This is a genomic window from Paenarthrobacter sp. NPDC090517 (genome assembly GCF_044769165.1).
In the GTDB taxonomy this organism is placed as follows: domain Bacteria; phylum Actinomycetota; class Actinomycetes; order Actinomycetales; family Micrococcaceae; genus Arthrobacter.
The window spans coordinates 565,547-590,853 of the sequence record NZ_JBIVXN010000002.1; the positions used below are offsets into that span (position 1 = coordinate 565,547).

At 63.0% G+C, this 25,307-nt stretch carries 30 protein-coding genes; 12 read left to right on the plus strand and 18 right to left on the minus strand.

The window, feature by feature from the left end:
- Positions 1-18: 18 nt before the first annotated feature.
- Both ACIQTW_RS11450 and ACIQTW_RS11455 read right to left on the minus strand, forming a co-directional pair.
- Positions 19-768 (minus strand): 3-hydroxybutyrate dehydrogenase, encoded by a 750-nt coding sequence (locus ACIQTW_RS11450; protein WP_402936906.1) that lies wholly within the window; start codon positions 766-768, stop codon positions 19-21.
- Between the two features lie 4 nt (positions 769-772).
- Positions 773-2,161: an MFS transporter gene (locus ACIQTW_RS11455; protein ID WP_402936907.1), complete on the minus strand. Its 1,389-nt coding sequence runs from the start codon at positions 2,159-2,161 to the stop codon at positions 773-775.
- 137 nt (positions 2,162-2,298) lie between these two features.
- Here ACIQTW_RS11455 and ACIQTW_RS11460 point away from each other — a divergent pair, with 137 nt between their 5' ends.
- From ACIQTW_RS11460 to ACIQTW_RS11470, 3 genes are all read left to right on the plus strand, one after another.
- The gene (locus ACIQTW_RS11460) at positions 2,299-3,195 is read left to right on the plus strand and encodes a LysR family transcriptional regulator (RefSeq protein WP_402936908.1); all 897 of its coding nucleotides are present in this window, start codon (positions 2,299-2,301) and stop codon (positions 3,193-3,195) included.
- A 141-nt stretch (positions 3,196-3,336) separates the two neighbouring features.
- On the plus strand, positions 3,337-5,106 hold the full coding sequence (locus ACIQTW_RS11465) for an ABC transporter ATP-binding protein (protein ID WP_402936909.1): 1,770 nt from the start codon (positions 3,337-3,339) through the stop codon (positions 5,104-5,106).
- On the plus strand, positions 5,103-6,857 hold the full coding sequence (locus tag ACIQTW_RS11470) for an ABC transporter ATP-binding protein (protein ID WP_402936910.1): 1,755 nt from the start codon (positions 5,103-5,105) through the stop codon (positions 6,855-6,857). Before ACIQTW_RS11465 ends, ACIQTW_RS11470 begins: the two co-directional genes overlap by 4 nt.
- Here the strand turns inward: ACIQTW_RS11470 and ACIQTW_RS11475 are convergent.
- Positions 6,840-7,760, minus strand: coding sequence for a spermidine synthase (locus ACIQTW_RS11475; protein WP_402936911.1), 921 nt, complete (start codon positions 7,758-7,760; stop codon positions 6,840-6,842). The two genes, ACIQTW_RS11470 and ACIQTW_RS11475, sit on opposite strands and share 18 nt — an antisense overlap.
- A 118-nt stretch (positions 7,761-7,878) precedes the next feature.
- On the opposite strand from ACIQTW_RS11475, the gene ACIQTW_RS11480 reads away from it, so the two are divergent.
- Positions 7,879-8,034 carry a hypothetical protein gene (locus tag ACIQTW_RS11480; protein ID WP_402936912.1) on the plus strand — a complete coding sequence of 52 codons (156 nt, stop codon included), beginning with the start codon at positions 7,879-7,881 and terminating at the stop codon, positions 8,032-8,034.
- 31 nt (positions 8,035-8,065) lie between these two features.
- Here the strand turns inward: ACIQTW_RS11480 and ACIQTW_RS11485 are convergent, their stop codons facing one another.
- Positions 8,066-8,920: a sucrase ferredoxin gene (locus ACIQTW_RS11485; RefSeq protein ID WP_402936975.1), complete on the minus strand. Its 855-nt coding sequence runs from the start codon at positions 8,918-8,920 to the stop codon at positions 8,066-8,068.
- 96 nt (positions 8,921-9,016) lie between these two features.
- A complete protein-coding gene (locus tag ACIQTW_RS11490; RefSeq protein WP_402936913.1) occupies positions 9,017-10,222 on the minus strand; it encodes a cupin domain-containing protein in 1,206 nt (401 codons plus the stop codon).
- An 11-nt stretch (positions 10,223-10,233) separates the two neighbouring features.
- Between ACIQTW_RS11490 and ACIQTW_RS11495 the strand changes: the two genes are divergently transcribed.
- On the plus strand, positions 10,234-10,632 hold the full coding sequence (locus ACIQTW_RS11495) for a hypothetical protein (protein ID WP_402936914.1): 399 nt from the start codon (positions 10,234-10,236) through the stop codon (positions 10,630-10,632).
- Positions 10,633-10,687: 55 nt separating this feature from the next.
- Here the strand turns inward: ACIQTW_RS11495 and ACIQTW_RS11500 are convergent, their stop codons facing one another.
- From ACIQTW_RS11500 to ACIQTW_RS11510, 3 genes are read right to left on the minus strand one after another with little or no spacing between them, the layout of a single operon-like run.
- Positions 10,688-11,191 carry a GNAT family N-acetyltransferase gene (locus tag ACIQTW_RS11500; RefSeq protein WP_402936915.1) on the minus strand — a complete coding sequence of 168 codons (504 nt, stop codon included), beginning with the start codon at positions 11,189-11,191 and terminating at the stop codon, positions 10,688-10,690.
- Complete coding sequence (locus ACIQTW_RS11505) at positions 11,192-11,863, minus strand: O-methyltransferase (RefSeq protein WP_091464802.1); 672 nt, start codon at positions 11,861-11,863, stop codon at positions 11,192-11,194.
- A gap of 40 nt (positions 11,864-11,903) precedes the next feature.
- Entirely contained in the window at positions 11,904-12,236 is a 333-nt protein-coding gene (locus tag ACIQTW_RS11510) for an MTH1187 family thiamine-binding protein (RefSeq protein ID WP_402936916.1), read from the minus strand.
- Between the two features lie 92 nt (positions 12,237-12,328).
- Here ACIQTW_RS11510 and ACIQTW_RS11515 point away from each other — a divergent pair, with 92 nt between their 5' ends.
- Complete coding sequence (locus tag ACIQTW_RS11515) at positions 12,329-12,958, plus strand: TetR/AcrR family transcriptional regulator (RefSeq protein WP_091464799.1); 630 nt, start codon at positions 12,329-12,331, stop codon at positions 12,956-12,958.
- Here the strand turns inward: ACIQTW_RS11515 and ACIQTW_RS11520 are convergent.
- The 4 genes from ACIQTW_RS11520 to ACIQTW_RS11535 all read right to left on the minus strand — a co-directional run bounded on the left by ACIQTW_RS11520 (position 12,955) and on the right by ACIQTW_RS11535 (position 15,438).
- Positions 12,955-13,266 (minus strand): AzlD domain-containing protein, encoded by a 312-nt coding sequence (locus tag ACIQTW_RS11520; RefSeq protein ID WP_402936917.1) that lies wholly within the window; start codon positions 13,264-13,266, stop codon positions 12,955-12,957. The two genes, ACIQTW_RS11515 and ACIQTW_RS11520, sit on opposite strands and share 4 nt — an antisense overlap.
- Entirely contained in the window at positions 13,263-14,000 is a 738-nt protein-coding gene (locus ACIQTW_RS11525; RefSeq protein ID WP_402936976.1) for an AzlC family ABC transporter permease, read from the minus strand. The genes ACIQTW_RS11520 and ACIQTW_RS11525 overlap by 4 nt, the downstream gene beginning before the upstream one ends.
- Before the next feature lie 17 nt (positions 14,001-14,017).
- Entirely contained in the window at positions 14,018-14,452 is a 435-nt protein-coding gene (locus ACIQTW_RS11530; RefSeq protein ID WP_402936918.1) for a hypothetical protein, read from the minus strand.
- A 98-nt stretch (positions 14,453-14,550) separates the two neighbouring features.
- On the minus strand, positions 14,551-15,438 hold the full coding sequence (locus tag ACIQTW_RS11535) for a glycerophosphodiester phosphodiesterase family protein (protein WP_402936919.1): 888 nt from the start codon (positions 15,436-15,438) through the stop codon (positions 14,551-14,553).
- Between the two features lie 50 nt (positions 15,439-15,488).
- Here ACIQTW_RS11535 and ACIQTW_RS11540 point away from each other — a divergent pair, with 50 nt between their 5' ends.
- The 3 genes from ACIQTW_RS11540 to ACIQTW_RS11550 are packed head-to-tail and all read left to right on the plus strand — an operon-like array spanning position 15,489 to position 18,132.
- Positions 15,489-16,835 (plus strand): DUF445 domain-containing protein, encoded by a 1,347-nt coding sequence (locus ACIQTW_RS11540; RefSeq protein ID WP_402936920.1) that lies wholly within the window; start codon positions 15,489-15,491, stop codon positions 16,833-16,835.
- A 45-nt stretch (positions 16,836-16,880) separates the two neighbouring features.
- Entirely contained in the window at positions 16,881-17,309 is a 429-nt protein-coding gene (locus ACIQTW_RS11545; protein WP_402936921.1) for a VOC family protein, read from the plus strand.
- A 13-nt stretch (positions 17,310-17,322) separates the two neighbouring features.
- Positions 17,323-18,132 carry an MBL fold metallo-hydrolase gene (locus ACIQTW_RS11550; protein WP_402936922.1) on the plus strand — a complete coding sequence of 270 codons (810 nt, stop codon included), beginning with the start codon at positions 17,323-17,325 and terminating at the stop codon, positions 18,130-18,132.
- Between the two features lies 1 nt (position 18,133).
- Here the strand turns inward: ACIQTW_RS11550 and ACIQTW_RS11555 are convergent, their stop codons facing one another.
- From ACIQTW_RS11555 to ACIQTW_RS11570, 4 genes are read right to left on the minus strand one after another with little or no spacing between them, the layout of a single operon-like run.
- Positions 18,134-18,568 (minus strand): hypothetical protein, encoded by a 435-nt coding sequence (locus ACIQTW_RS11555; RefSeq protein ID WP_402936923.1) that lies wholly within the window; start codon positions 18,566-18,568, stop codon positions 18,134-18,136.
- Positions 18,569-18,620: 52 nt separating this feature from the next.
- Positions 18,621-19,415, minus strand: coding sequence for an allophanate hydrolase (locus ACIQTW_RS11560; RefSeq protein ID WP_402936924.1), 795 nt, complete (start codon positions 19,413-19,415; stop codon positions 18,621-18,623).
- A 21-nt stretch (positions 19,416-19,436) separates the two neighbouring features.
- Positions 19,437-20,186: a LamB/YcsF family protein gene (locus tag ACIQTW_RS11565; RefSeq protein WP_402936925.1), complete on the minus strand. Its 750-nt coding sequence runs from the start codon at positions 20,184-20,186 to the stop codon at positions 19,437-19,439.
- Positions 20,170-20,988 carry a hypothetical protein gene (locus ACIQTW_RS11570; protein ID WP_402936926.1) on the minus strand — a complete coding sequence of 273 codons (819 nt, stop codon included), beginning with the start codon at positions 20,986-20,988 and terminating at the stop codon, positions 20,170-20,172. The genes ACIQTW_RS11565 and ACIQTW_RS11570 overlap by 17 nt, the downstream gene beginning before the upstream one ends.
- 199 nt (positions 20,989-21,187) lie before the next feature.
- On the opposite strand from ACIQTW_RS11570, the gene ACIQTW_RS11575 reads away from it, so the two are divergent.
- The gene (locus ACIQTW_RS11575) at positions 21,188-21,352 is read left to right on the plus strand and encodes a hypothetical protein (protein WP_402936927.1); all 165 of its coding nucleotides are present in this window, start codon (positions 21,188-21,190) and stop codon (positions 21,350-21,352) included.
- Between the two features lie 112 nt (positions 21,353-21,464).
- The gene (locus tag ACIQTW_RS11580) at positions 21,465-22,769 is read left to right on the plus strand and encodes an MFS transporter (protein WP_402936928.1); all 1,305 of its coding nucleotides are present in this window, start codon (positions 21,465-21,467) and stop codon (positions 22,767-22,769) included.
- 4 nt (positions 22,770-22,773) lie between these two features.
- Here the strand turns inward: ACIQTW_RS11580 and ACIQTW_RS11585 are convergent, their stop codons facing one another.
- Complete coding sequence (locus ACIQTW_RS11585) at positions 22,774-23,154, minus strand: META domain-containing protein (protein WP_402936929.1); 381 nt, start codon at positions 23,152-23,154, stop codon at positions 22,774-22,776.
- Between the two features lie 341 nt (positions 23,155-23,495).
- The gene (locus ACIQTW_RS11590) at positions 23,496-24,368 is read right to left on the minus strand and encodes an EamA family transporter (protein WP_402936930.1); all 873 of its coding nucleotides are present in this window, start codon (positions 24,366-24,368) and stop codon (positions 23,496-23,498) included.
- Between the two features lie 68 nt (positions 24,369-24,436).
- On the opposite strand from ACIQTW_RS11590, the gene ACIQTW_RS11595 reads away from it, so the two are divergent.
- The gene (locus ACIQTW_RS11595) at positions 24,437-25,306 is read left to right on the plus strand and encodes a LysR family transcriptional regulator (protein ID WP_402936931.1); all 870 of its coding nucleotides are present in this window, start codon (positions 24,437-24,439) and stop codon (positions 25,304-25,306) included.
- Position 25,307: the final 1 nt, after the last annotated feature.

Genomic DNA, 25,307 nt, shown 5'->3' on the forward strand with positions numbered 1-25,307 from the left:
CGCGGGGGGCGGGGCCGGTTACCGGGCGGACCACCCACCGTCCATGGTGTAACTCGCGCCGGTGACCATACCGGCGTCGTCGGAGGCCATCCAAGCGGCTAGTGACGCGACTTCCTCCACCTCCACAAGGCGTTTCACCGCGGACTCCGTGAGCATCACCTTGGACAAGACTTCGGCCTCGGGGATGCCGTGGAGCCGGGCTTGGTCGGCAATCTGCTTCTCCACCAAGGGTGTCCGCACGTAACCAGGGTTGATGCAGTTGGACGTGACCCCGTGTTCGCCGCCCTCCAAGGCGGTGACCTTGCTCAGCCCCTCAAGCCCATGCTTCGCGGACACGTACGCACTCTTGTAAGCGGAGGCGCGGAGCCCGTGGACGGAGGAGATGTTGATGATCCGGCCGAACCCGTTGGCGTACATGTGCGGGAGGGCGGCCCTGATGAGGAGAAACGGGGCCTCCAGCATCAGGGCCAGGATCCGACGGAATTCCGCAGGTTCGAACTCCTCGATCGGCGCAACTTTTTGGATGCCGGCGTTGTTGACCAGAATGTCGCAGTCGAGACTGAGGGCGGCCAGGGCGTCGACATCCAGGAGATCAACCGTCCAGGCTGTGCCGCCCAGCTCATCGGCGAGAGCCGCAGCTCCGGAGGCATCGACGTCGGCCACGACTACCTTCGCGCCGCGGGCGGCGAGCGCGCGGGTGCAGGCGGCCCCGATTCCGCTCGCCCCGCCGGTCACCAGTGCCTTGCGTCCATTCAAGGAGTTGTCCATGGAGCTAGCCTTTCGAAGTAGATGAAGTGGCCAGTCCGTGCCGGATGGCGTCGGCCTGGTCCACTTCCTGCAGCGCGATACCCTTGGTCTCCTTCAGCGAAACAACTGCGACGACGGTGATGGCGCAAGCAACCACGAGGTAGATCGCTGTTGGAACCCAGGAGCCGGTGTCCTTGAGCCATTGTGTGGCCAGCAGCGGCGCGAGCGACCCGGCGAAAATCGATGTGACCTGCGAGCCGAGCGAAACACCCGAGTAGCGCATCCGGGTGGGGAAGAGCTCGGACATGATGGCCGGCTGGCCTGCGTACATGAACGCGTGCAGGCAGAGGCCGATTGTCACGGCGAGGACGATGATCACGGCGTTCTTGGTATCGAACATGGGGAAGGCGAAGAACGGCCAGGTTGCGCCGGCGATGGCTCCCACCAGGTACACGGGCTTGCGGCCCCACGAGTCCACCAGCCGACCGATCTGCGGGATCACCAGGAAGTGGATGACGTGGGCGATCAGGAGAGCCAGGAGGAGCGAGGACGTGTCGTACTTGTGGACGCTCTTGAGGTACACGATCGCGAAGCTGACCACGAGGTAGTACATGATGTTCTCTGCGAAGCGGAGCCCCATGGCCTGGAGGATGCCCTTGGGGTACTTGCGGATGACTTCGCCCACGCCGTAGCTGATGGCCTTGGACTCTTCCACCTGCGCCTTGGCTTCGAGGAAGATGGGGGCCTCGGTGACGTGGGTGCGGATGTAGTAGCCGACGAACACGATCACTGCGGACAGCCAGAACGCTACGCGCCAGCCCCAGCTGAGGAAGGCTTCGCTGCTGAGGACTGTGGACATGGTGAACAGGACGGCGGTGGCCAGGAGGTTACCTACCGGCACTGCCGCTTGGGGCCACGAGGACCAGAAACCGCGGGATTTGTTGGGGCTGTGCTCAGCCACCAGCAATACAGCACCACCCCATTCGCCGCCGAGCGCGAAACCCTGGATGAAGCGGAGCGCCACCAGCATGGCCGGTGCCCAGTAGCCGATCTCCACAAAGCCCGGAAGGCAGCCCATCAGGAAGGTGGAAACGCCCACAATCACGATGGTCAGCTGCAGGGTGGGCTTGCGGCCCAGTTTGTCGCCGATCTGGCCGAACACGATGCCGCCGAGTGGACGGGCCACGAAGCCAACCGCGTAGGTAATGAATGCCTGGATGATGCCGTCCAGTTCATTGCCGGTGCTCGGGAAGAAGTACTTGCCGAAAACCAACGTGGCGGCCGTGGCGTACAGGAAGAACTCGTACCACTCCACCACGGTGCCCACCATCGACGCCGCGACGATCTTCTTGAGTCCGGAACCTTCGCCGGCGCCTTTCCCTGCTCTTGATGCGGAGCGCTGCTCTACGCTCATATCCATCTCCTCAGTGTCCTCTTTGACCCATTTGAACGTGATGTGATCCACAACACGAAACGCTTCACTGAGTATTGCTGCAGATTCGTCATGCCTCAATGACCAAAGTGGCACCCTATGTGTGCAGAATTGCAGATATGAATCCGAACCCAGACGACCTCCTCATCTTCCTCACCGTCTCGCGTTCAGGAAAATTTACGACGGCGGCCCAAGCCTTGGGGCTCAACCACACCACGGTTTCGCGCAGGATAGCGGCGCTGGAGAAGGCGCTGGGCGGCAGGGTCCTCGCGCGTGCGGCCGGTGGTTGGGAAGTGACAGAGCTGGGTGCCGAAGCCGTACTTGTCGCTGAGCGGATTGAATCTGCGGTGAGCGCGCTGGGACCGAGCGACCGCACCCCCGACCCCATCACCGGCGTCGTACGCATGACCGCAACCGACGGCTTCAGCGCCTATATTGCTGCGCCGGCAGTAGCCCGCTTGCGACGCGAACATCCCGGACTCAGCGTGGAGATCGTGACCGTGACGCGAAGGGCGCTGCAACAGCGCTCGGGGCTGGACATCGAGGTGGTGGTGGGGACGCCGCAGGTTCACCGGGCCGAGGCGATCCAGCTGGGCGAGTACCGGTTGGGAATGTATGCCTCCCGCGCTTACCTGGCAGACAACGGGACGCCTTCCAGTATTGAGGAACTGACGCAGCACCAGCTGGTGTATTTTGTTGACTCCATGCTGCAAGTGGATGACCTGGATGCTCCCCGCAGGCTGGTCCCGACCATGCGTGACGGCCTGAGCTCCACCAACGTTTTCGTGCATGTGGAGGCTACTCGAGCCGGTGCCGGCGTGGGCTTCCTGCCGTGCTTCATGGCCGACCGGCATACTGACTTGGTGCGGCTCCTGCCAGCGGACTTCGCCGAGCTTCTCCCCTATTGGATGGTCCTCCGCCCTGACTCCATGCGCCGCCCCGCGGTAGCCGCCGTCGTGCAGGCCTTGCGGGAGGAGACGGAGCAGCGGCGGGAGGAGCTGCTCGGCTCGGAATAGCCCGCCCAGAGTGACAGGCCGCGCCGAGGTGGCACTTAATGCCGATGTTTGCCGGAAACATCGGCATTAAGTGCCGTCTCGGCGGGCGGACCAAGGGTCATATGGCCTTCTTGAAGTAAGGCGAGCCTTACTATGGAAAGCATGCCCTCCAGTTCTGCCCTTCCGCCCAGCCCGCCCGGGCGTAAAAAGCAAGCACCCTGGAAGGCCTCCCGGCTCTTCAACTTCACCTTGTTCGCCAACGGCCGCTGGAAGCTGCTGTTGGCGGGCTGCGCCGGACTCTCCCTGCATCAGGTCAGCGAGGCTTTGGTGCCGGCAACCATTGGTGCCGCAGTGGACAACGCCATTGAACCGAACGACGCCGGCGCCCTCCTGGGGTGGCTCGGCGCCTTGGCCGTGGTGTTCGTTGTGCTGGCTCTCTCGTGGCGTCTGGGCACCCTGGCCACAGAGCGCTCCTTCAACTACGGCTCGCACGATCTCCGCCAACTGGTGGTGGAGAGGACACTTCATCCCCGCGGTATGGCCGCCCGACGGGCATCGGGCGAAATCGTAGCCATAGCTTCTTCCGACGCCGACAGGGTTGCCGGGCTGTCCTGGCTGATCAGCGGGGGCCTTGCTGCAGCGGCTGGTGTGATCACATCAGCCATCACCCTCCTGCTCATCTCGGTGCCTCTGGGTCTCGCCGTTCTCTTGGCAACGCCGGTCATGCTGCTGGTAATGCACCGGCTCACCAAGCCGCTCGAAAACCGGAGCGACTTGGAGCAGTCCTCAGCAGCTCGCGCCGGCGCCTTGGCCACGGATTTAATGACCGGCTCCCGCCCGTTGAAAGGGCTGGGCGCAGAGGACGCTGCCATCGCGCGTTATCGCGCCGAAAGCCAAGCATCACTGAGATCCGCACTGAAGGCCATCCGCGCCAAGTCCGCTTACACCGGCGCGAGCACAGCATTGTCCGCAGCGTTCTTGGCCGGTATCGCCTTCTTCGCAGCGGGGTTCGCGCTGCAAGGCAGCATCACGGTGGGGCAGCTGGTGGCCGTTGTTGGAGTAGCGCAGTTCGTTCAGGGTCCCATGACCGGGCTTGGTTTCGTCAGCGTCGAACTTGCCCGCAAACGCGCCTCCGCCGCACGCATAGCAGCGTTACTGGAAGAGCCCCAGGCGGTACCGGCACCGAGAGCTGAGGGACGTTCGACGACGGCAGTGGGCTCAGTTTCGACACCCACCTCACCGGGCGAACCAGCTCCGCTGCTTGAGCTCCGGCCCGGCGCTTCGGGCGTTTCCTTGCCGCCGTTTACGGCGTCCGCCGGAGAGATTGTGGGCGTCGTCCTACCGGACAGCACGGAAGCACGGCAGTTGGTGGACACTTTGGGCTTCCGCACCCCTGCACCCCGCGGCTTCGTGTTTATCGATGGCCACGACGCCGCAGACCTGGACCCCCTTCACGTCCGCTCAAGGGTCTTCGCCGACAACCACGACGGGGTCCTCTTCAGCGGCAGCATCCACGACAACATGGCAGTAGCCGACGCCGAACTGGCGGAACGGGCCATGGCGGCTGCCGCCGTCGAGGATTTCGTGTCACAACTTCCGGAAGGCACCAAGACCGTCCTGACCGGCCATGGCCAGAGCCTCTCAGGTGGCCAGCGCCAGCGACTGGTTCTTGGCCGCTCGCTGCATCAGCAGCAACCCGTGCTGGTCCTGCATGACCCCACCACCGCCGTCGACACCGCAACCGAAGCCGTCATCGCTGACGGTCTGCGGAACTTCCCGGACAAGGCTTTGGTGCTGGTCACAACAAGCCCCACGCTGCTGGCCGTCTGCGACCGCGTGGTGGTGGGCGGAGCCGAGGGGCCTCCGGAAAGCGGCACTCACAGGGAACTACTCGCCACGTCTTCTGGCTACCGTGAGGCGGTGGGCTCGTGAACTCGGAAATCCTGCCTATTGCCACCCCTCGCGAGACCCGGAAAGCCATGTGGCGCCTGTTGGCGCAACGCCCCGGCAGGCTCACACTGACCATCTTCGTGTTGCTGGCGGCATCCTGCTGCGGCTTGGCAGCCCCGGCAATCCTGGGCATCATGGTCAACATTGCAGCATCCGGAGGGGACGTCCTGTCCTTGCTGTGGCTGGCAATTGGGCTGTTGGTGGCCGGTGGACTAGGTGCCTTGCTGGGCGTTCTGGGCCAGAACCTGCTGGCGCGGATCTGCGAGGAAGCGCTCGCCGGGCTGCGCGAGGAAGTGTTCGCGGCAGCCGTCCGGAAACCCCTGGCACAACTGGAAAAGGCGGGCATCGGGGACGTAGTGGCCCGGGTGTCCGGCGATGTTGAAGCAGTCAGTGAGGCAATCTCAGGCGTGCTGCCCGCGTTCACCAGCGCAGCGTTCACCATCGGAGTGACGTTGTTGGGCTTGGGCGTCATCGACTGGCTCTTCGCGGTGGCCGTTCTGGTTGCTGCCCCGTTGCAGATCTTCACCCTGCGCTGGTTCCTCAAGCGAACCGCGCCCATCTACCGAACGGTCAGGATCACCGAGGCCAACCGAACCGAGCAGATCATCGAGACCGTCCATGGTTCCCCGTCTGTTGTGGCCTTGGGCCTCGGGTCACGCCATGCTGATCTTGTGGCCGCAGCCTCGCACGTGAACATCGGGCATTCGCTGCGCGGGGTGGGTTATCTGACCCGTTTCTACAACCGCCTCAACCTTGCGGAACTGATCGGCCTGTCCGCGGTCCTGATGGTGGGATTCTGGCTCCACGCCGAGGGCGCCGTCACAATCGGCGCCGCGACGGCAGCCGCACTTTACTTCTACCGGCTGTTCGATCCGATCGGGCTGGTTCTGGGGCAGTTCGATGAGCTTCAGAAAGCCGCAGCCGGATTGGGGCGCATGTTCGGCCTGACGATGTCCGCGGGGCCATCCACTGCCCAGGCCTCTGCGGCTGGCAATGATGCCGGCGTTGTCCTGGACGACGTCACGTTTGCCTATCCGGGCCAGTGGCCAGCCCTCAACGGAGTCTCCCTCACGATCGGCTCGGGCGAGCGAGTAGCGATTGTCGGCACCTCGGGCGCGGGCAAGACCACATTGGCCAAAATCATCATGGGTTTGGAGCACCCCGGCAGCGGGACCGCTTGGGTGGGCGGGCTGGACTCAGCCGCTGCTGCCCCGGCGGACCTGCATCAGCGCATAGCCCTGGTCAGCCAGGAAGTGCACGTCTTCTCGGGTACGCTCGCCCAGGACCTCAGGCTCGCCAAACCCGGAGCGTCTACCGAGGAACTCACACGCGCCCTGCAGGGTGTTGGGGCTGCTTGGGTTGATACGCTCGACGACGGCTTGGAGACTTTCGTAGGCGCTGGCGGGCATCAGCTCACACCTGAGCAGGCGCAACAGCTGGCCCTGGCTCGGCTGATGCTGAAAGACCCGCCCATTGCAGTGCTCGACGAAGCCACTGCAGAAGCGGGAACCGGGTCTGCAGCCATGCTCGATCAGGCCGCGGAAGCTGCCTTGGCCGGCCGAACATCCGTGGTGATCGCGCACCGGTTGTCCCAGGCAGCGTCGGCGGACACCGTGGTGGTCATGGAGCAGGGGCGGATTGTCGAGTCGGGTTCGCACCAGGAACTGCTTTCGGGCGGCGGCCGCTACGCCCACCTGTGGGAGGCGTGGAACAGCTCACTTAGCCGGAACTGAGGCTTCAACCAAGGGCTCGGCCGGCGGGTCATGCCGCACCGGAATTCCCTTGGCGAATGCACGCACTTTGGCGTCATCCCAAATGTGCGCGGGGACGCCTCCACCCAGTAATTTGCGGGCCAAGGTGGGGTCGTCGCCGAACGGCGCATGGCTGCCCGCCATGATCATATTGCCGTAGCGGCGCCCCTTCAGCATGGCCGGATCGGCAATGATCATGGTGTGCTCGAAGGTGTCCGCGATGGTGGCGGCATCAGCCCGGGCGTTCTTGAGGTCCGGAGCATCGCCCGAGTTCACCACATACAGTCCGTCGGGGGCGAGAACCGAGTCCGCGTGCGCTGTGAACTCCCGCGTGGTCAGGGCGCGGGGCGTGAAGGCTCCGGCGAAGACGTCGCGAATGATGAGATCGCGGCTGTCCGGAGTAAGGGATTCAGTGACTTGCCGGGCTTCGCCCACACGGATCCGCAGCAAGGGCGCCTTGGGTAGATCGAACCAGCCCCGCACGTAGTCAGCCAGCTTGCCGTCGAGTTCAACAACTACCTGCCGTGCTTCAGGGTAGGCCGCGTGGAAGTAGCGGGCCATGGAGCAAGCTCCCCCGCCCAAATGAAGGCCACGTAGCTTGGGCTTCTGCTCTCGCGGCCAACGCGATTCAACCAGGGCAGCGATCCAGCGCATGTATTCAAAATCCAGGAACAGCGGGTCAGCCAAGTCAATGTGCGAGCTCATGACGCCGTTGATTCTCAGAAGCCAGCCATTGGAGTTGTCTTGGTCCTGCAGCAGCTCGCAGTCGCCAGTATCGATGTAGTAGACCCCCGCGACCGGACCGTCAGGGCGGGTGCCGGTTGGCACCTGGACGACTCCCGCGGTCGACCTCTGAGACCTGTTTGCCTTGCCGCGTTTTGCCACTACTTCCGCCCTGCCTGAGTCATGCCTCAAGCCTAGTGGAGCGCCACATTACTCCGAACGGTCACATCAAAAGTAAGGCTACTTACCGTTTGGCCTCCAGGGGCCATATGATCTCTACATGGAACTCGGAGCATCGGTGTGGGCGGAGGTTTTGACAGTCGCAGTCGCCTGGCTGACGGTGGTCTGCCTGCTACTCGCTCGCGTCCCCAAGCCACCGAGTCTCCTCGATTCGCCGTTGGATATGGACCAGCCTGAAGATCCAGAGCACCGCTAAAGCTTCCAACCCGTGCCGCGGTCGGCAAGTGTCAGGTTCTGCGGATGGAAGTGGGTTCGTAGACTATCACCGAGCCCTCCGTAGGCGCCCGGCAGGTGAGCTGACGCACGGGCGTGCGGCGGGCCTGCAATTCCACCTCAATATGCGCCGGGTGGGGCGGCTTGCCGGTGATGTGGATGCGCCAGTGGTCGCCCTCGCGCACAGTCTCCGTGACCAGATAATCATGCCGACCGGCAGGGCCGAAACGTTCGAGCACCGCAGCGACGGCGGCCTGCTGTGGCGGGAGGAGGTCCGTATATCCGCGCAAATACTCTGATCGAATACGGTCGGTGAGGTGATCCTCAAAAGTGGTGACGGAGGACGCGGCGTCGAGTCCGCCGTAGTACACGCCGTCGGGAGCGACCACGGCGTTGGCCGCGAACCTGTCACCGCCAATGTGGGAACACTCCCACACCAATTCCGGCCAACGCTCACTGAGCGCACGCCCCACGGGCCGTCCCCGCACTGCGCAGCAGGCGTCATGCTGTCCATGAGCGCAGACCAGGACAACCGGCGGAAGACCGATCTCTCCGGGAGATGCCAGGGCTGACACTATCCCTGCAAGGTCCTGATCCAGTTCCCAAGCTCCCCAGAGCTGTCGATAGGCACCGGAGCTTTGATGGCGGAGTACGGCCCAACTCGCCGGACCATGGCGCTGACGAGCACCGAGCCGCCGTGGGCCAGGACGCCGCACAAGGAGGATCCGTGCATTCGCCGTCCGCGCGGCGGAGATGACCAGGGCCTTGGTCCCGGCGTCAAGATCAAGGCCCTCGAAACCGTTGGGCGGCCAGGCGCCCGGATACTCTACGAGAACCCAAACCAGGCCCGGTGACGCGGTGCCGGCTATCGAGTCGCCACGAAGCCGGGCACTTTCCGCGCAGAAGAAACGAGCCGTTGCGGCAACTGGCGACGTCACGGTTCAGGGTCGCAGTTCACGGCAATATCACTGTTCAACGGGGACGAGAACTCCTGCGCGCAACAGCCTTTCCACAAGTTCAACGCCGAGATCACCGGCAAGGTGAGCATCGCCATCCAACAGGCGCCGCACGGACGGCAGGTCCACCTCCGGAAAGTCGAGCCAACCGACGCGGGTAGTCAAGCGTGAGCCCTCAAACCGGGCTTCAAGCGCATCCCGAAGCCGCACCAGCGATTCCGGGCCGAGACCCTCGACGGCCGCGAGCTGGGCCACCGGACCAAGTGGGGCCGGGCGTCCCTGTCCTCTCCGTGTGCGCTGGAAAAGGGACGTGGTGTCAGCCGCCAGGACGGCGGCGGCGAGACGTTCACGAACCGCAACAATCTCCGCTTCGGGACCATCCACGCCCATTGGCAATGACCGGCGCATCTCGGGATCGTCGCACAGCGCTTCAAGTGCGGCCTGTGCCAGATGTTCGGCCAGAGCATGGCGGGTCCAGCTGTGTATTCCCAGAGTGAGGTGGATTGATACCTTCCCCTGCGCCTGGGCGGCATGCAACCAACCGCGCGGCAGGTAGAGGACATCGCCGGGTTCCAGGACGGTGTCAATATAGGGCTCACCCTGAGCGGCCTCGGCGACGGCGGAGCGGCGATCGGTCCAAGGCTGGCTTCGCAGTGGGTCCACGTGGACCGGCTCATGGATGATCCAACGCTTGGTCCCCTCGATCTGTAGGACGAAGACGTCATGGACGTCGTAGTGATCGTCGAAACCACGGTTCTGAGGCGGGGTGACGTATGCGTTGGCCTGCACAGGATGACCGAGCTCGGTGCTCAGCTTTGTGCTGAAGCTCGACACAGGCTCCCACGTGCGGTGCAGCGCCTGCAGGACAAGGGTGGCTCCGTCGCCGAACTTGCGCCAAAGCTGAGTGTCGTCCAGCTGGTCAGCGATGGTGGCACCGACGCCTGCCGGAGAGGTGAAGGAGGACTCGGGAAGAGTGGAGCCACCCTTGGCAACGCGCAGGAAGGGGGTCCGCAGACCCCGGCGCGAAATCAGCTCGTCAACTGCATTGGCCGAGAACAAATCGGAGAAATCGCTGACGCCACGCGTGAGTAATGCGGTGCGCCCCCAGACCTCAGTGGCGAACCTTTCCTGACCGATGTCAATCAGGCGTCTTTCCAGGACCCCGGCCTCCTTCACAGCGCCGGGGTCCTGGAAATCAGTACTCGTAGAGCTCAAACTCAGCTGCCTTGTTGCCCGGCGCCGCCGTCAGCACCGCCGTCGGCACCACCATCAGCGCCGCCATCATGGGTGCCCGGGACGCCAGCCGCGCCACCGTCTGCCGGGCCTTCGGCACCACCATCGGCACCACCATCAGCGCCGCCATCATGGGTGCCCGGGACGCCAGCCGCGCCACCGTCTGCCGGGCCTTCGGCACCACCGTCAGCACCGCCGTCGGCACCGCCGTCAGCGCCGCCATCATGGGTGCCCGGGACGCCGGCCGCGCCACCGTCTGCCGGGCCTTCCTGCTCGCTTGGATCCTGCTCTGGAATGGTCATGCTTCCTCCCGAGAATCGAATGGCGTACTCAGGCTCCGGATATCGACGCCTGATTCCAAACCGGACGATCGTCATCGACACCGCCCGTGATCACCATATCGACATGAGTCAGCTGTGGGAACAGCTCGCGAGCGTTGGGATGTCGCTAAGGCCCGACGGCGGGGCGCACCATCCGGTGTTCCGGCAGCGAGTACCAGGTTGGGTCGCAGAGCTGACGTTTGCCGTCAGGTACAAAACCGTTGCGACGATAGAAAGCCTGGGCACGGGGATTGTCGTCCAGCACCCATAAGTACGCCGGCCCATCGCCGATCAGCGCCTCCACCAACGCCTGCCCAACACCCCGGCCGTGGATGCGTTCCAAGGTGTAAAGCATGTAGAGCTCCCGTTCGCAGGGACCGTCCTCATCCTGTCCGGGACCAGCTGCGCCGAGGCCAACCAGTTGACCATCCGGATCGTGGGCCAGCATCCTGGTATGGCCTGCGGCGATGAACGCCCGGTACCGTTCGATGCGTTCGGGCAACGCCGCTTCCTGTTTCTCGAAGAACTGCGGAGGCAGCAGATGCCCATAGCTCTCCCTCCACGACTGAACGTGCATGAGTGCCATGGCCTCGGCGTCATCCACCGTTGCCGGCCGAATCGTGAAATCCACTTACCGCACCCGCGCTATCGCAAAACCGTCCCAACCCTTGCTGCCCACAGTTTGGATGGCTGTGGCATCGAGTCGCGGATCCTGACCCATTCTTTCCAGCATGGCCACGATGCCTGGTGCGTTGACCTCGTCCCGCTCGGGCTCCAGGATGGCCCCATCCCAAATCACGTTATCCACCACGATCACCGTTCCCGGGTGACCGAGACGGATGGCCCAGTCGAGGTAATTGGCGTCATTTTCCTTGTCGGCGTCGATGAACACGAAGTCGAACGACTCCTGGCCGGCCAAGGTTGGCAGGGTGTCCAACGCAGCACCAACGCGAATGTCCACCTTGTGTCCCACTCCGGCAGCATCCAAATTGGCGCGCGCCACGTCGGCGTGCTTTTGGAGGAATTCGCACGTGACTATCCTGCCGTCGTCGGGCAGTCCCTGGGCCATCCACATGCTGCTGAAACCCGCAAGGGTTCCAATCTCGAGGACCCGCCGGGCCCCCGACATTTGAACCAGCATGCGCAGCAGCTTGCCGGCGTTGGGTGCTACTTCAATGGCAGGCATCCCCGCCTCAGCGGCAGAAGTGACGGCGCGCTTATGGGCCGGATCAGGACGCACGACGACGTCAGTCAGGTAATGCTCGACGTCAACCCAACCAGGCTCGGTTCCGTGTTCAATCATGGCCCCCAGTCTGGCACTCACCGCAGCTTGGGGAAAGGATCTAGTCCGTGGCGGAAATGGCCTCTTCCAAGCGCTCCACCTTGCCGGTCAGCTCTCCACTGTATCCGGGACGGATGTCAGCCTTGATCACCAGCGAGATGCGGCTGCCGTAGCGGCCAACAGCCTCAGTGGCGCGCTTGACGACGTCGAAAACCTCATCCCATTCGCCCTCGATGGTGGTGAACATTGAATCCGTCTGGTTGGGCAATCCGGACTCGCGGACGATCTTGACGGCGGCAGCGACGGCGTCGTGCACCGAGGCGTCGGGAGTGGGTCCGCCGTCAGCGGCGGAAGCGGGCTGGCCCGAAGGGGCGACTGAGAATGCAAGCAACATGAAATCCAGTGTTTCACGTGCCGGTTTGTCACATAACAACCTACTCCCGCGTAACAAGGGGCCGGGAGGCCTCCATTGCTACCCTGACAAGCATGGAACAGCCCTCTGAACGCAAGCCCCTCAGGGCAGACGCCGCACGTAATGTGGACAAAATCATCACCGCCGCCAGGCAGTGCTTCCGGGAACACGGCCCCGACGTACCCCTTCAGACCATCGCCGCCACCGCTGGAGTTGGCCCCGCAACGCTGTTCCGCAACTTCTCGGACAAAGAACAATTGGTGCTTGCGGCACTGTCGCGCCAGCTACGCCTCCACGTGGACCCGGTTGCAGCCGCCGCGGCTGACGGCATGGACGCCGCGGAGGGTCTGATCAACGTCATCGACGCCGTAATGAAGGTTGCCAGCGATGACGCGAACCTCCTCGACGCGGTCGCAGGCCGACGCGGCCTCCTCATGGGCATCACCGGCGGTCTCATCGGATCCATGGAGTTCCTGCTCAAACGCGGGCAAAGCCAAGGCACGCTGCGGCGTGATATCACCATCGAGGACATGGTCAGGCTGCTGGCAATGCTGATCGGCGCAGTGGACACCATGGAACCTGGATCCGAAGCCTGGAAGCGTCCCGTGGCATTGATCGAGGATGCCATCCGGACTGAGCGCCCCTCGCGGCCGCTACCCGATCAGTCGGGCATCCCGGGCGTGACGTTCACCGAGGCTGTCTAGCCCCAACCCAGCAGCCGCAGCAATGCTGCGGCTCCTGCGCCCGAGATCACTACAACGAGGAACGGTGCGCGGAGCCAAAGCGCGACGGCGGCGGCCACCAAGGCGCCCATGCGGGCATCGAGAACCAGGCCTTGCCCTGAGGCCACGGCATTCACAGCCGTCAAGGATGCCAGCAGACCGATGGTCATGGTTCCGGCGATGTGCATGATGCGCGGGTTTTCAAGCAGTTTGGCGGGGACGAAGTAGCCCACCAGCTTGGTCAAATACGCCAGCGCACAGGCAACGAGGATCCAAAGCCAGAGGTTCACTTCTTGCCTCCGTGTTCACGCTGGTGCTTCACTGCATACGGATCCACGTCCGGTTCAAGTCCCTCATCCATGCGTGCGTGGCTGAACCAGCCGATGACGCCCGCCACTACTGCCGCCACGAGGATGGGAACTCCGGAGGGAACAAACGGCACGGCCAGGATGGTGGCCAGCGCACATGCTGCGGCGATTGCCCAAGGTTCCCGGCCTTTCAGCCTCGGCCACAGCAGCGCCAGGAACGCCGCAACAGCGGCGCCATCCAAGCCCCACTGCTTGGGATCGCCCATGGCGTCACCGGCCAACGCACCAATGGCCGTGAAGATATTCCATAGGATGAATATTCCCACGCCGGCTGTCCAGAACCCGCGGCGTTGCTCGTCGGGATCAGACTGGCCGGACGCCGTCGCCGTTGATTCATCGATTGTCACGTGCGCCGAAACGTAACGCTTCCACCCACCGGGACGAAGCATGGCGTTGATCTGCATGCCGTAGATGCCATTGCGCAACCCCAGCAATGCACTGGCCGTCATGGCTGCCGCCCCCGAACCCCCGCCAGCGACTACGCCGATGAAAGCAAATTGCGAACCTCCACTGAACAGCAGCAGGCTCAGCACCATCGTCTGCCAGAAATCGAACCCGGACGCCACGGCCAGGGCACCGAATGACACGCCATAAAGACCCGTTGCAATGCTTAGGGACATCGCGATCTTGAACGCCGGAGACTCTCTGAGCTTCATCGGGGTGGAACTCGTGCTCACTTCCGCAAACTCCAGGACCACAGAACGAGCGGAACCTGAAGCGGCAGGCGAACAGTGTGAATCCGGCGTTCAGCCGCTGTGCCGTTGGGACCGTAGGCGCGTCGGAGTGCATCTATATGCCCGGCGAGGAATGAAATAAACATTGCCGTGGTAGCGTCCGCGGCAACCCTACGGGTGGCGGGGATCAAGAGTCCGACGGCGGCGGCCACCTCCAGCAGGCCCGACGAGGCAACCCATTCCTCGCGGGACATAACTGCCAACGGACCGTTCGGACGGCTCCCGGGCTCATCCCTGCGGCACAAGTAGTCCGGAACAACCGGGTAATAGAACTTGGGGGTACGGAAGTGTTTGGAGGCGCTGGCCAGGAGCAGTGCGCTCAAAGCTACTGCTGAGGTGGTTCGGGTTGCTTGTGCTGACCAGCGAGAAGACATGAGACCACTCAATCACAAGCGCGGTGCCCCCCAAAGCCGGACCCAAGTAGGTAGCAGATCAGGCCGTTCCCAGCGCTCAAAACGACCTGAACTGCGACTTAGTTGGATACCATCAACTGCGCGAGCACCTGGGCCGGCTTATTGGTGGTGATTTCGTGGATGCCGAGTCCTTGGCACAGGGCCACGTCCTTCTCCGAGTCAACGGTCCACACCCGGAAGATGCGGCCTGACTCCAACCAGCGCTGAACGTTCCGCGCGTGCTCCCTCACGTAGTCGATGCCCGGGCCGGCGATAGCTACTTCGCCTGCATCAAGGACACGTTCGGCCTCGAGTTGAGTCGCCCGCATAACGTTGGCTACAGCGCCGCCAGTAAGGAAACCGAGGCCGAGCTCCTGCCGGATCTCTTTCACGGTGAAGTCGTCCACCAATTGGCAGATGTACTCCTTGGGAACGGTCTCCAGCAAACGCTGAACGGAGTCAGTGTCAAAGCTCATGAAGGAGATTTGGATGTTCCCCAATCGGGATTCCGCAGGCGTCCAGCCCTCCTCTTCCAACAGGGCAAGTACGCGATCCTCCAATTTCAGCCCGTACGGGCTGGGGTGCTTGAGCTCGATGGCCAACCCAATGTCGCGCCCGGCTGAGCGGAGAATATCCAGCAGCTCCGGCAAGGTAAGGAACTGGTCAGCTACTCCCCCGTAAGCATCCGGTATGCGGGCACCCTTCCACGACGAGAAGTCCAAGGCCCGGAGCTCTTCGAGAGTGTGCTCACCAACCGGGCCCGTGCCGGTGGATGTCCGGTCCAGGTTCGCATCGTGCAGCAGCACCACATGCTGGTCCCGGGTCAGGTGGACATCGCATTCAACACCGTCGGCGCCATCGGCAAGGGCCTTCAAATAAGCAGCCCGGGTGTGCTCGGCGAAGGCAGCACTGGCGCCACGGTGGGCGTAGACCTTGGGCCGGCTCGGGGCGAAGTCGTCGCTAGTCATGCAGACACGTTAGCCCACCCTGCTGGACTCTCGGGGGCTACGCTGGGCTAATGCAGGTGAACTCTGAACAAATCCCAACCGAAGACGTCACCAACCCGGCTCCGACTAGCGGCGCCGCACCCGCACGAGGGGCGTCCGCCGTCGTCGCTCCCTCCGCGGGAGATATGGAAAAAGCGGCAGCATTGCTCCGCATGAAACGGTTGGCCTTGGCGCTGCTGATCGCGATGGCGGTGATCTTCACCGTGGCGTTCGCGTTCCAGAAGCAGTACCCGTGGCTCGAATACGTCCGGGCTGCAGCCGAAGGCGGCATGGTGGGTGCGCTGGCAGACTGGTTCGCTGTCACCGCGCTGTTCAAGTACCCCATGGGCCTGAAGATCCCGCACACGGCCATCATTCCGCGTCGCAAGGACCAGATCGGGGAATCACTCAGCGACTTCGTAGAGAGCAACTTCCTGTCCCAGGAGGTTGTGCAGGACAAGCTGGCAAGCATCGATATTGCCCGCAAGGCCGGGCGCTGGTTGTCAGCGCCCGGCGGTGCCGAGCGCGTGGCCAAGGAAGGCGGCGCAGTGATTAGAGGCGCCTTCACAGTACTAAACGACGACGACGTCCAGGCAGTGATCGAGGGCATGGTCCGCAAGCACCTCCTCACCCCGCCTTGGGGGCCACCGGTGGGCAGGATGGCCGAGCGAATCTTCGCCGACGGCCACCACCACACCTTGGTTGACCTGTTGGTTGACCGGGCAGCCGACTGGGTGGACGCCAACCATGCAACGGTGAACAGGCTCGTTTCGGATCGCTCGCCCCTGTGGGTGCCGACATTCGTTGACGGACTGGTAGGTGACCGCGTCTACGTGGAACTGTCCAAGTTTGTCCGCGCAGTACAGGCTGACCAGAACCACCAGGTGCGGCAGTCGATCGACGCCTACCTGACTGATCTGGCCCAGGACTTGCAGCACGACCCTGCCATGATCGAGCGCGCGGAATCCATCAAGGCCCAGATCCTCGGTGATCCCGAGGTCCGCGAACTGGCGTCGCGCACGTGGGGAACGGTCAAGACTGCGTTGCTGAACGCCGTCGACGATCCCGACAGCGAACTCAGTCAGCGTTTCAAGAGCGCCGTGCGGGACTTCGGCACCCGCTTGGTCAACGACGACGAACTGGCTGGCAAGGTCAACACTTGGATCGGTGACGCTGCGGGCTACTTGGTGAATACGTACCGTTCGGACATCGCCGGGGTCATCTCGGACACCGTGGCCCGCTGGGATGCCGAGGAAACGTCCCAGAAGATCGAGCTTCAGGTGGGCAAAGACCTCCAGTACATCCGCATCAACGGAACAGTGGTGGGTGCATTGGCCGGGTTGGCGATCTTCACGGTGGCGCACCTGCTGTTTGGTTAACGGGCAGCACTAGAGCTAACCGATCCGCCTTGGTAGCTTCAACGCATGCCTATCAAACTTGAGAACGTCGGTATAGCGGTTCGCGATCTTGAGGAAGCAATCGCCTTCTTCACGGATCTCGGCCTCACGGTGCTGGGCAGGGACACGGTCAGCGGCGAGTGGGCCGACACTGCCGTTGGGCTGGACGGCAACCACGCCAAAATTGCGGTGCTCCAAACCCCTGATGGCAACGGTCAACTTGAGCTCTTCGAATACCTCCACCCTGACGCAATCGAGACGAAGCCAACTCTTCCCAACGAGATCGGAATGCACCGCGTCGCCTTCTCAGTTGACGACATCGACCATGCACTTGGGATCGCTGCAAAGCACGGATGCCATCCACTGCGTGGGGTGGCGAAATATCAGGACGTTTATAAACTGACTTATCTTCGCGGCCCCAGCGGCATCCTGGTCATGCTGGCACAGAAGCTTTGAGGGAGGCAGGTTCATGCTGAAGCAAATTGCTGAAGGCGTTCTGGTTCACGAGAGCGAATTCATCCAGAGCAACTGCACTGTGGTGCTGGGCCGGGACGGTGTATTGCTGATCGATCCAGGCATCACAGCCAATGAGATGGCTGACATCGCAAGCGACCTTCGCGAGTTGGGCCAACGCGTCGTGGCAGGTTTCTCCACGCATGCTGATTGGGACCACTTGCTGTGGCACCCGGTCTTCGGCGATCCGCCGCGTCATGGCACAGCGCGTTGCGCGGCATCCATCCGGGATGTCCTGTCACAGTCCGATTGGAAGGAAAAAGTGGCTGAGGGGCTGCCCCCGGAGTACGCCGAGGAGATCCCGATGGACTCGCTCGGGCTCATCACCGGCCTACCTCCTGGCGCTACGGATATCCCATGGGATGGACCCACCGTCCGCATTCTGGAGCACCAAGCCCACGCTCCAGGCCACGCAGCGCTCTTGGTTGAAGAAGCCGGCGTCCTCGTCGCGGGTGACATGCTTTCTGACATCCTCATGCCGTTCCTCGACCTGGAAGCCGCGGACCCGCTCAATGACTATCTTGAAGCCTTGGCGCAGTTCGAGACCGTGGCTGGCGAAGTTGTTGCTGTGGTCCCCGGCCATGGTTCCGTGGGTGACGTTGAGCAGTTGCGGAACCGCATTGCCATGGATCGCGCGTACGTTCAGGCACTTCAGGACGGCCGTGACCCCGAGGACCCTCGGGTCGGCCCGTCGGCTCCCCTGGACTGGCTGGCGGACGTGCATTCATGGCAACTCCAGCGGCTGGCCGAAAGAGGAACGAAGTAGTTCAGGCCCGGATACGGGTGTACACCATGTCAAAGTCGTGTTCCAAGGGACCACCAGGGTAGCTTCCCCGTTCCAAGCGCGCATGGATGACGTTGCCGTCCGGACTGAGGCGGCCAACAAAGCGCTGTGGCCAGTCGGGCCCATCGCGAAAAAGGGTCCACACATTGTCCTTAAGCGTCATGTCGTAGATCCGTGCAACGCCGCGGGAGTCGAAGTAGTGCTGCTGGAAGGCGCCATCCGAGCCGGTGGCACCTATGATGCTGACCGCATTGGGGTACTCGGGCCGCTCCACCGTGGAGCGCTGGATCAGGAAGCCCCCGCTTTCCAGCCATTCAAAGCTGGTCCGGCCGGGGACATCCAATCCCGGGACGGACGTTTCCCATTCGCCGACGAGGATGTTCAGTTGCTCTAACGTGGGTTTTGGATCCTGTGCCATGGCAGCCTCTCTTCGAGGTGTGAACAGGTACAGCGTAGAACTCTTCTCCCGTTCAGCCCAGCAGGTGCACCATCTGGCCAGGCCTTGCTTGTCCGATGAGGTCCAGGTCCTCGTCCCGGATCACTGCGATAACCGGCGACTCTGCAGTGTCCGGATGTCCGGCCAAGGCGACAACCGGAAGGCCCGACGTCGGCAACAGGACGGAGCCTGATACCAGCGGCTGACGTCCGGGTGCTTCATCGGCCGCATTCTCATAGGCCGCCGCAACGTCCAGCGGCCTGCCCGCCAATCGCGCACCTACGCGGTCCGACTCCGGCGAGAGAATCCAGGGTTCGCTGGTCAAGCGAAGCCACGTGCCGGCGTCGTAATTCCGGGCCTGCGGTCCGCGCGAAACCCTGGCAACCACAGGACGTTCCGGGTCCAAAGCACGCCGGGCAGGGTAGGTCACCTCGGGGAAACGGTGCCCGTGCGTCCGACCAAATGACAGCGCCGCACCAGCTCGCAGCGGCTCTCTCCGGGCGGAAACTCCACCTTGGACCCCCACGTAATACCGGAGACCAAACAGGGCGGGACCGAACTCAATAACTGCGCCGGGCGCTACCCGCACGGCCTTGTTGAAGGGCAGTTCGTTGCCGTTGAGTGTCACCATGCCCTCGGCCCCGGTGACTGCCACGGCCGACCCCGTGACAAACCTCAGCTTCAGCCCACCCAACAGCACCTCAAGTCCGGCTGCAGAGTCCGGGTTACCCAGTAGGGCATTGGCCATGTGCATGGACGCGCGATCGAGTGCTTGCTCCGGGCCGAGAACCAACGTGGCCGGTCCCGGCTCCACCACTACCGCGCTCATCGGACCTCCCCGGACACAGAGTTAGGCGAACGCTTCAATCTGAACGCCGGCCTGTTCAAGGCCCTCCCTAACAGCAGCAGCCATGTTCACCGCACCGGGAGTATCGCCGTGGATGCACAATGAGTCGGCTTCCATTGGCACAACGGTTCCGTCTATGGCCAGAACTTCCTTGCGCGTTGCGAGACGCACGGCTTGGGCCACCACGGCGTCTGGATCATGAAGCACGGCACCTTCCTGGGTGCGCGGTACCAGTGTTCCGTCGGGCAGGTAGGCCCGGTCCACGAATGCCTCACGGAACACCGGGTGCCCGGATTCCTCAGCAAGCGTCAGCCACGCCGAGCCCGGCAAACCCAAGACCGGGAGCCCCGGATCATAAGCGTGGACGGCAGCCACGACGGCTTCGGCCTGCTCAGCGTCCCGAACGATCCTGTTGTAAAGCGCACCGTGGGGCTTCACGTAATCCACCGAAGCTCCTACCGCGTGGGCCATGCCGTCCAGGGCGCCAAGTTGGTACAGAACGTCACCGAACAACTCGTCAAAGGTCATGTCCAGGGAGCGCCGGCCGAAGCCGGCCAAGTCCCTGTACCCCACATGGGCGCCGACGCGGACATCCAGTTCGAACGCCGCACGGCAGCTGTCCAGCATTGTGAGGGGATCACCGGCGTGGAAGCCGCAGGCCACGTTGGCGCTACTCACGATGCGGAACATCGAGGCGTCGTCTCCCATGGTCCAGGAGCCGAAAGACTCCCCCAGGTCAGCGTTCAGATCCACCGTTACCGCCTTCCAGCGTTGTGTTGTTCAAGACGTTTTTTGGTGCGTTCGGGAGCAACTCGCCAGGGATGGTATCCGGCAGCGGACCGAAAGCTTCCTTGGCAGTGGATACCACGGCACGGCCCATCATCAGGTTGCCCGCACCACCTACCACTGCGCCCACACCGAACGGCAGGGCACGTCCCAGAAACGCGGTTCCTTGCCGTTTCAGCAGGTTCTTGAGGAAGGCGCGCTGGATGGAGTCGCGGATGACCCCGAAGCCACTTCCGGGAATCTTCTTGGTAAGCGTCCGGCCCCATGCGTTGGTCACGCCCTTACCACGTCCTAGCGATTGTCCGCTCAGGGCGCCCAGCATGGAGGTGCCTTCCTCGCCCAGCATGATGGCCATAACCAATGTTTGGGCACGCACAGGGTCAGTTAGCCGGATGCCGTGAAGCTCAGCCAGGGAGGACGCGTAAAGTGCGGTGGTCTCGAGGAAGCCCACGGTTGCGAGCGCGGAAAGTCCCAGCGACGCCGCGGTTCCAATTCCAGGCACGACGGCGGTAGCGCCCACTGCTGCACCCCCGCCGGAAATGGCCAGCAGGTAGTGGCGCTCGAGTTTGGCGGCAAGCTGCGCCGGTGAATCATTGGGGTGCCTGCGTTGGAGCCTGCGAAGGTTGGCCAGGACCAGGGGTCGCTGGACTTCGACAGCTTTGAGCAGCACATTGTGTACTCCTGGCTTGGCGTTGCCTTCGGCGTCAAACACTGCGTTGTGGGCTGTTTCCTGGGCGATCTTCACCGCCGGGTTGGGGCGCTTGGGCATCTTGACCTCTCCTTGGCAGTTAGTCGTTTCACGGGGAACTGCTGGCTTCAGCCTATGCCACGCCCCCGCCTTGCCAGACCCGCTGAAGGCCTTATGTGGACACTTTTCCGCGCAGAGCTGACCCCAAAACGGGGGTCCTGCGGCGTAGACTGGGATGCATTCACGGAAGCAGTCCAAGCTAGGACAGGGAGTGTCCGTAATGAAGGCGACAGACAAAACCGAGCATGTCATCCGGCACCACACCGACGCTCCGGCGGAGGGTGAAACGGAAGGCTGGGTTTCGCACGACACAGGCATTCACAGCCAGGACGCCGCGGAAGGTCCGGACATCGACGACGACGCCCCGCCGTCGGGCGCTTCATAACTTAGCTTTCTCCCGGACCTCGTTCCGGTCACTGGGCCCCTAACCGAGCGGACGCCAGCTGCGGCTCCAACGCGCCTTCCACAGCGTCAATGCGCAGGTCTAGGCTAGTGAAATGGCCGCGATGAGAGCGCTGCGTCCCTTTGCGCACCGGGAATTCCGGGTGCTGATTTCTGCGCTGTCAATTTCCATCTTCGGATCCGGCATGTGGGCAGTGGCGATGGTCTACGAGGTGATCCACCTTGGTGGCGGCCCGCTGGAACTGTCCTTGGTTGCTACCGCGGCCAGCATCGGACTGGTTGGTTTCGTGCTGGCCGGCGGAATCGCTGCTGACAGGCTCCCGCAGAGGCTCCTGATCATCGCCGTGGAGGGTGCCAACCTGGCTGTCATTGCCACGATCACAGGACTTGCCATGTTCAACGTCCTTCATTTGTGGCACCTCGCCATCGGCGCCTTCGTCTTGGGAGTGGGCCAGGCGTTCTTTTTTCCCGCGTACTCGGCCATCCTTCCGCGCATCCTGCCCGCGGACGACCTCCTGGCAGCGAATGGCTTGGAAGGCACTGTCCGCCCGGTTTTACAGCAGGCGGCCGGTCCTGCCCTTGCGGGAATCCTTGTAGCAGCGCTGTCCCCGGCGCACGCGGTCGCGGGTGTTGCTGTCTGCCATTTGCTGGCGTTCGGGATCGTGAACTTCCTGAGCCGCCGGACGCTGGGGCCGAACACCCCCGGAACGGCTGGGGCCACGGCAAAATCCTCCCTCTTCAAAGACCTCCGGGAAGGATTCAGTTACACCATCCGCACACCCTGGCTTCTCTGGACCCTCATTTGGGCCTGCCTGTCCGTGCTGTTCCTCATCGGACCCATCGAGGTCTTGCTGCCGTTCGTTGTTCAGGATCAGCTGGGCGGCGACTCGAGAATGTTCGGATTTCTCCTCGCCATCATGGGCGTCGGCAGTGCCATAGCTGCACTGGCAACGGCGTCCTTGCGACTTCCCCGCCGCTACCTGACCGTCATGGTGTTGACCTGGGGACTGGGGAGCCTTCCGGTTGCCGCCATTGGTTTCATGGACAGCTTCTGGATGCTGGGCGTTGCCATGCTGATCTTCGGAGTCACAGAGGGGATCGGAACTGTCATCTGGGGCACATTGCTGCAACGGCGCGTGCCACGGCATCTGTTGGGGCGGATTTCCAGCTTGGACTTTTTCGTTTCGCTGGCGCTGATGCCGGTATCCATGGCTCTCGCCGGCCCAATCGCCGAGGTTGTCCCCATCTGGCTCATTTTCTTCATCGGTGGTTTGGCGTGCCCCATCATGGCCTTCGTGGCGCTCTTCGTTGCACGCATGATGACCGATGAGATCGAGAACCCCTTGACTTCGGAAGCGCCCGATCCGGAGTCTGCAGACCCACAGCCTGACTCTGTGTAGCGGGCTACTTGCCGGCAGCGAGCGTGCCGATCTCATCCCCGCCCTGGCCGAATACCGCTAGCTTTCCGTCTTCCTGAATCCTTGCCGTGGAGGCGTTGGACAGCCACGTGTTCACGCCTTCGCAGGCCATGCGGGTAGAGGCGAGCCCCCCGAACGCGATGGTCTTACCGTCCTCTTTCCAAGATCCCATCAGCCTGTTGCAGCCATCAGTTCCGGTCGCACTACCATCCGATTTCAGCTCAAGGGAGGGTTGCTTGGGATCGCTCGTGTCACCCCATACACCCACGAAAGGACCGGGGCCGCTTCCCATGCAGCCTGCCAACAAGGCGGCCGCAACGAACGCAAGGGAAACGATGCGGACGGTGCGGGCCTGGGTCTGCGCCATGCGGTCAGTCTAGGTTCACTTCTCCGGAATCCACCAGAGTCCGGACGGATTGCCTGTAGTCGTCTGATGGCACCCATGCCCTCCCGGATCGTGCGGCCGGTCGCGACTCAGACGACCGACCGCACTAGCCCGGTTTACACAGTGATGGCGCCCCGGGCGGGCCCCAGAACCCGCCACACCCATCACTGCCAACTCCGTCGATGAACCGCAACGCAGCCGAAAAGGGCAACGGCGCAGTACGCGGTTCAAACGACATGGGCACTGGATATGTGCTTTGACCTGCAGAAACGTGACGCGACGTTTCGAGAATTATTTCAGCGACAAAGCCGCGGGGGTTAGCATCACCTCGTTCTCGCCAGAAGCAGCACTACGGCATTCGCCGCGACTATCAGCCCAATGCCCGCCCACTGCCCCACGGCGAGGTCCTCGTGAAGGACCAGTGCGCCGATGATCGCAGCGAATACAGGGTTGATACTCATCAGCACACCAAAGAGGTTCGCCGGAACCCTTCGCAGGGCGATCAAGTCCGCCACATAAGGCAACACGGACGCAAGAACGCCGGCACCCACTGCGCACACAACTGCGAAAACATCCAAAGGTTGGTTCACGAAAATCACGACCGCCACCGGCAGGAACAAAGTTGCGGATACTCCGGTTGCGGCAGCTGTCCCCTGAATGCCGTGAATTCGCCGGCCAACGGTGCGGTTAAGGAGAATGTAGGCAGCCCAGCTGCAGGCTGCGATGAGCCCGAAACCGATGCCTGGGAAATCCATGGACGCTTTCGGCTGGGTAATGGCGACGACACCGATTGCTGCCATTACCGCACAGAGCGCGCTGCCCTTCCTGCGGGAGCTGATCAGCGCTACCGCGAGCGGGCCCAGGAATTCCAGTGTCACAGCCAGACCGAGGCCGATCCTTTCGATGGAGGCGTAAAGCCCCAGGTTCATGGTGGCGAAAGAAGCAGCCAGGAGGAGAACCGGCCACCACTGCCTCCAGGTTAGGTCCCGCAGCCGCGGCCGAACCATCGGCAAAAGGACGGCGGCGGCAACGAGTTGACGCACCGCCACCACACCAACCGGCCCCATCGCAGGGAATGCCATGGAGCCGGTGGCGGCGCCGATCTGGTTGGACAGCGCACTCCCGATAAGCGTCGCAACTCCACCTGCCTTGCGTTGGGATTGCCCGGGGGCACCTGCTGGGGTGGACTGGATCATGGGGAAATTCTGCGCTTCTGCAGCACTTCCGCTAAATGCACGAGCACTCACTTTTATACGCTGGACGCATGAATAAGATGGGCGGTATGGACGTTGAATTGAGACAATTGCGGTGCTTGGCGGCAGTGATGGATGAGGGCACCTTCACCGACGCCGCAATCGAACTCCGCATGTCTCAAGCCGCTGTTTCACGCAATATCGCCGCGTTGGAACAGTCCCTCGGCGTGAGGCTCCTGGAACGCACCACGAGGAGCATCAACCTGACCTTGCCAGGCGAGCGCGTTCTCGCCAAAGCTCGGCGCATCCTCTCGCTGCTTGCTGACCTCGAACGCGAGGCAAGGGCCGGAACCGGGCGCGTTCGAATCGGCTATGCCTGGTCTGCGCTTGGCGAGCACACCACCGAGTTCCAGCGCCGATGGGCTGCTGCATTCGTCTCGACTGAACTGCAACTCGTCCGCTCCAATACGCCCACGGGAGGCCTGAGCGACGGAACCACCGACTTCGCCATCCTTCGCCGCCTGCCTGCAACGGCCGCCGTCGAGCATGTCCGAATTGGTGAGGAAAAGCGATACTGTTCCATGTCCTCCGATGACCCCCTGGCCGCGAAACGCTCAGTGACATTGGAGCAGATAGCGCAGCGGGCGGTGGCGATGGACCTTCGCACGGGCAGCACCAGCTTGGAACTTTGGCCTGAACAAGGGCGTCCGCGGGAAGTCATTCCCATCCACGACATCGAGGACTGGTTGAACGTGATCGGCAGCGGAAAGGCCCGCGGTATCACAGCCGAATCGACCGCCCATCAATATCGGCGGAGGGGCCTCGTCTACCGTCCGGTGCGCGACGCCCCTCCTGTGCCGGTTTACGCTGCTTGGATCAGAAAGGATCCGCCAAGCGAGCGCGAGCAGATTGTCGAGCTGCTAATGGGGTTGTATCGCTAGC